This window comes from Stenotrophomonas sp. HMWF023 (assembly GCF_003060985.1).
Lineage (GTDB): Bacteria > Pseudomonadota > Gammaproteobacteria > Xanthomonadales > Xanthomonadaceae > Stenotrophomonas > Stenotrophomonas lactitubi.
The window spans coordinates 2,457-6,499 of sequence record NZ_QAIJ01000100.1 but is presented as its reverse complement, the minus strand read 5'-3'; the positions used below and the strand labels follow the sequence as shown (position 1 = coordinate 6,499).

Genomic DNA, 4,043 nt, shown 5'->3' with positions numbered 1-4,043 from the left:
GGCCCAGGGTCTTGATGATCTTCCAGCCACCCGAGGCGGTACCGGCGGCCATCACCACGGCACAGGTCAGCACGATCCACATGGCGATGCCATCACCGGCGTGCGCGTCCGGATGCATGAAGGCCAGCCACGACGGCAGGTCGTTCAACGCACCGGTCGCTTCGGCGCCGATCAGGGTCATCGCGATGATGCCCATGGTCTTCTGCGCATCGTTGTGGCCGTGGGCGAAGCCCATGTAGGCCGCCGAGGCGATCTGTGCCTTGCCGAAGAACGCATTGACGATGCGCGGGCGTGCCAGTCGGCCGATCGCGCCGCCGATCTTGGCCAGGCCGGCGATCAGTGCCCACAGCAGCACCATCACCACGATGCCGAGCAGGAAGCCGGCAATCGGCGAGGTGATCATCGGCACGAACACCTTCCACAGCAGGCCCTTGTTCTGTGCCCAGCTGCCGAAGCGTTCCGACCAGATCAGCGCATCCCAGTTGTTGTGGGCTGCGGCCAGGCCGGCACCACACAGGCCACCAATCAGTGCATGTGAGGACGAGGATGGCAGGCCCTTCCACCACGTGATCAGGTTCCAGATGATGCCGCCGAGCAGCGCGCACAGGATCACCTGCGGGGTCACATCGACCACGTTGGTGTTGAGCAGGCCCGACGCGATGGTCAGGGCCACGGCGGTGCCGGTCAGCGCACCCAGCAGGTTCATGAACGCGGCGAGCATCACCGCCCAACCGGGCGAGAGCACCTTGGTCGCCACAACAGTGGCGATGGAGTTGGCGGTGTCGTGGAAGCCGTTGATGAACTCGAAAACGAGCGCGGCCAGGATCACCACCAGAACGAGGGTCAGCATGCTGTGGCGTCCGTCAGCTGTTCTTCAACACGATCTGGTAGGCCACCACACCGGCTTCGCGGCAGCGGTCGATGGCCTTTTCCAGGATCTCGAAGAATTCCTTCAGCAGGAACATCTGCAGGTTGTCCAGGCGACCGGAGTAGATGTCGCGGTACAGCTCGAGCATCAGGCGGTCGGCCTCGTTTTCCAGCGAACGCAGGCGCTCGTTGAGTGCGGTCATCCGGTCCAGGTTCATGTGGCGCAGGTCGGCGACCATCTCCACCACCACGCCAGCGGCCTGCTCGAGCATCGCCGCGCGCGGCGCGAAGTCGATGTGCTCCAGATGGGTCGTGGCCAGCGAATAGCGATCGGCGAACTTCTCGATCTGCTTGGGAATCTTGTACAGGGCCGAGCCCAGCGCTTCGATGTCTTCGCGCTCGATCGGGGTCATGAAGCTGTCCACCAGCGCCTGGCTGATCTTGTCCGAGGCCGCGCGTTCGCGCAGTCGGGCCAGCTTGAAGGCATCCAGGGCGGGCTGGCGATCGGCGTCGCGCAGCATCGAATGCAGTGCCTTGGCGGCATCGGAAGCCGCGACGGCAGCCTCATCAAGCAGGGTGTAGAACTGTTTGCCGGAACCGAAAATGGTCTGCAGAGAGAACATTGAGAAACCTGTCAGCCGTCGCGGGAAGGACGGCACCAGTGCGAATTATGACGGCTAGATGACCATCACGGGTATCCCTGCCCCCTTTTCGGGGCCGGGAGGCTCAAAACTGAACAGGCATTTGCCACCCAGCCACGGCCCTTTGCTAAGATGCCAGCGCGCCTTCGGGCGCACCTTATGGACGACGACCCTTATCCCCCAGCGCCGCGCCGGACCCTGTTCCTGAGCGCCTGCCGCCATCGCAAGCACCCGCCCTCCCTGTCACCAACCGGGGACGATGCCCGTGTTTGAAATGATCCTGATTGTCTTCGCGCTCGTTCTGTTGAACGGCTTCTTTGCCATGTCCGAGATGTCGGTCATGACCTCGCGCAAGAGCCGGCTGAAGCAGCTGGCCGGCACTTCCAAGCGCGCGGCCAAGGCGCTGGAGCTGTCGGAGAAGCCGGAAGCGTTCCTGTCCACCGTACAGATCGGCATCACCGTAATCGGCGTGCTGACCGGCTTCCTCGGCGGCGAAGCACTGGGCGAGGCCATCGGCGGCTGGATCCAGGGGCTGATGCCGGGCTTCGCCTATGCCGGTGCCGTTGGCAAGGCGCTGGCGGTCACCTTCATCACCTTCATCACGCTGATCTTCGGCGAACTGGTACCCAAGCGCCTGGCCCTGACCCGTTCAGAGGACATCGCCGGACTGGTGGCGCTGCCGATGAGCTGGCTGGCCAAGCTGGCCTTCCCCTTCGTCTGGCTGCTGTCCAAGACCACCCAGCTGGTGCTGCGCCTGTTTGGCCTGGGCAAGGACGAGGTTGCGTCGGTCACCGAAGAGGAGATCCGCATGCTGGTGGCCGAGAGCCACGAGGCCGGCGTGATCGACAGCCACGAACGCGACATGATGAACCGCGTGATGCGCCTGGGCGATCGTACCGCCGACAGCCTGATGACCCCGCGCAACCGGATCGCCTGGCTGGACACGCTGGGTGGCCTGGACAAGAACCTGGAGATCATGGCCGAGCATGAGTTCTCGCGGTACCCGGTGTACCGCGACAACGACATGGACGTGGTCGGCGTGCTTGAGCTGAAATCGCTGGCCACGCGCATGGCGCGCGGCGACAACGCGCTGTTCCAGACCCTGCGCGAGCCGCTGTACGTCTCTGAATCCACCCATGCGATGAAGCTGCTGGAGATCTTTCGCGAAGAACAGCAGTCGATGGCGCTGGTGGTGGACGAGTACGGCGAGATCCAGGGCCTGGTGACCATCAGTGACCTGATGGGCGCGGTGGTCGGCCGCCTGCAGGCGACGGAGAATGCCGACGAAGACGCGCTGGTGGTGACCCGCGAAGACGGTTCGCTGCTGGTGGACGGCTCGCTGCCGATCGAGGACCTGCGCGAACTGATCGGCAGCAACGACCTGCCCGACGCCGAGGATGGCGACTACTACACCCTGGCCGGTATGTGCATCCACTTCTTCGGCCGCATCCCGCACGCGGGCGAGTACTTCGACTGGGCCGGCTGGCGCTTCGAGGTGGTCGATCTGGACGGCGCGCGCGTGGACAAGCTGCTGCTTCGCACCCTGTCCGACGAGCAGGCCGATGAGCTCACCGCCTGAGTCCGGCCCCGGCGCTGCGCCGCCGGAGTACCGCAACGAGGGCATCCGCACCCTGCTGGCGATGTTCGCCTTCGGTGACCCGGCCCAGCACATGAAGCTGGGGCAGATCCTGCAGGATCTGCAGCAGAGTGCCTTCGGTGTGTTCCTGTTCGTCGCCATCCTGCCCGCCTTCATCCCCATCCCGGGGCTGGGCGGTGCGGTCAGCGGGCCGCTGGTGATCCTGATCGGCCTGCAGATGCTGTTCTGCATGCGCCGGCCCTGGATGCCGGGGTTCATCGCCCGTCGCGGGCCCAAGCGCGGCACCATGCACCGGTTCCTGGACCGCATCGACGGTGCCCTGCGCCGGCTCGACCGCATGCTCAAGCCGCGCATGCCACAGCTGCTGACGCCGGCCCCCGCCCACGCCTTCAGCGGCCTGCTGCTGGTGCTGCTGGGCCTGCTGCTGTCGCTGCCGATTCCGTTCACCAACTATCTGTTTGGTTTCCAGTTGCTGTTGTTCGCGCTGGCTCTGCTTGAGCGTGATGGTGCACTGATGTTGTTCAACTGGGTTGCAGCGGTGGTGGCGATCGCGTTCTTTGGTTTCAGTTCCGGGCAACTGGTGGGCTACACCGTCGAACTGTTCCAGCGCTGGTTCTGAGCGCAGGCAATTTCCGGGCGCTTCCCACTCCACGCATGGCGTGGATCTACTTCGGATCGGGTGCATTGATGCGCGGCGTGGATGGGGTACCTCAACGCAGGTCGATGAAACCGTTGTCGGCCAATTGGGCCGGCTCATCCTGCACGGCCGACAACACGAAACTGAGGGCCGAGCCGAGCAGCGTGCCCGGCCCGTCCCAGTATTCGGCGGTCTCCGCACGCACATGGATCAACCGCAACTTCGGATCATCCGGGCCACCGGGAAAGAACAGCTTCATCGCCGGCGACCACAGCTCTTCGACCTTGGCGCGGTCATCGAC

The 4,043-nt window shown here is 64.6% G+C and carries 5 protein-coding genes; 2 read left to right on the top strand and 3 right to left on the bottom strand.

The window, feature by feature from the left end; all coding sequences use genetic code 11:
• Both DBR20_RS05130 and DBR20_RS05125 read right to left on the bottom strand, forming a co-directional pair.
• The coding region (locus DBR20_RS05130) for an inorganic phosphate transporter (RefSeq protein ID WP_108265431.1) at positions 1-850 on the bottom strand (850 nt) is incomplete at its 3' end.
• Positions 851-863: 13 nt separating this feature from the next.
• On the bottom strand, positions 864-1,490 hold the full coding sequence (locus DBR20_RS05125; protein WP_025878890.1) for a DUF47 family protein: 627 nt from the start codon (positions 1,488-1,490) through the stop codon (positions 864-866).
• 292 nt (positions 1,491-1,782) lie between these two features.
• On the opposite strand from DBR20_RS05125, the gene DBR20_RS05120 reads away from it, so the two are divergent.
• Together DBR20_RS05120 and DBR20_RS05115 are read left to right on the top strand one after the other, a co-directional pair.
• A complete protein-coding gene (locus DBR20_RS05120) occupies positions 1,783-3,087 on the top strand; it encodes a hemolysin family protein (RefSeq protein WP_223880018.1) in 1,305 nt (434 codons plus the stop codon).
• Entirely contained in the window at positions 3,071-3,724 is a 654-nt protein-coding gene (locus tag DBR20_RS05115; RefSeq protein WP_100552131.1) for an exopolysaccharide biosynthesis protein, read from the top strand. Before DBR20_RS05120 ends, DBR20_RS05115 begins: the two co-directional genes overlap by 17 nt.
• 91 nt (positions 3,725-3,815) lie before the next feature.
• Here DBR20_RS05115 and DBR20_RS22695 read toward each other — a convergent pair.
• Positions 3,816-4,043: pyridoxamine 5'-phosphate oxidase family protein (locus DBR20_RS22695; protein WP_258223213.1), on the bottom strand; the 228-nt coding region annotated here is incomplete at its 5' end.

Coding starts and splice junctions, on each gene's coding strand:
- DBR20_RS05125 (WP_025878890.1), bottom strand. CDS start 1,490: ATGTTCTCTCTGCAGACCATTTTCGGTTCCGGCAAACAGTTCTACACC.
- DBR20_RS05120 (WP_223880018.1), top strand. CDS start 1,783: ATGATCCTGATTGTCTTCGCGCTCGTTCTGTTGAACGGCTTCTTTGCC.
- DBR20_RS05115 (WP_100552131.1), top strand. CDS start 3,071: ATGAGCTCACCGCCTGAGTCCGGCCCCGGCGCTGCGCCGCCGGAGTAC.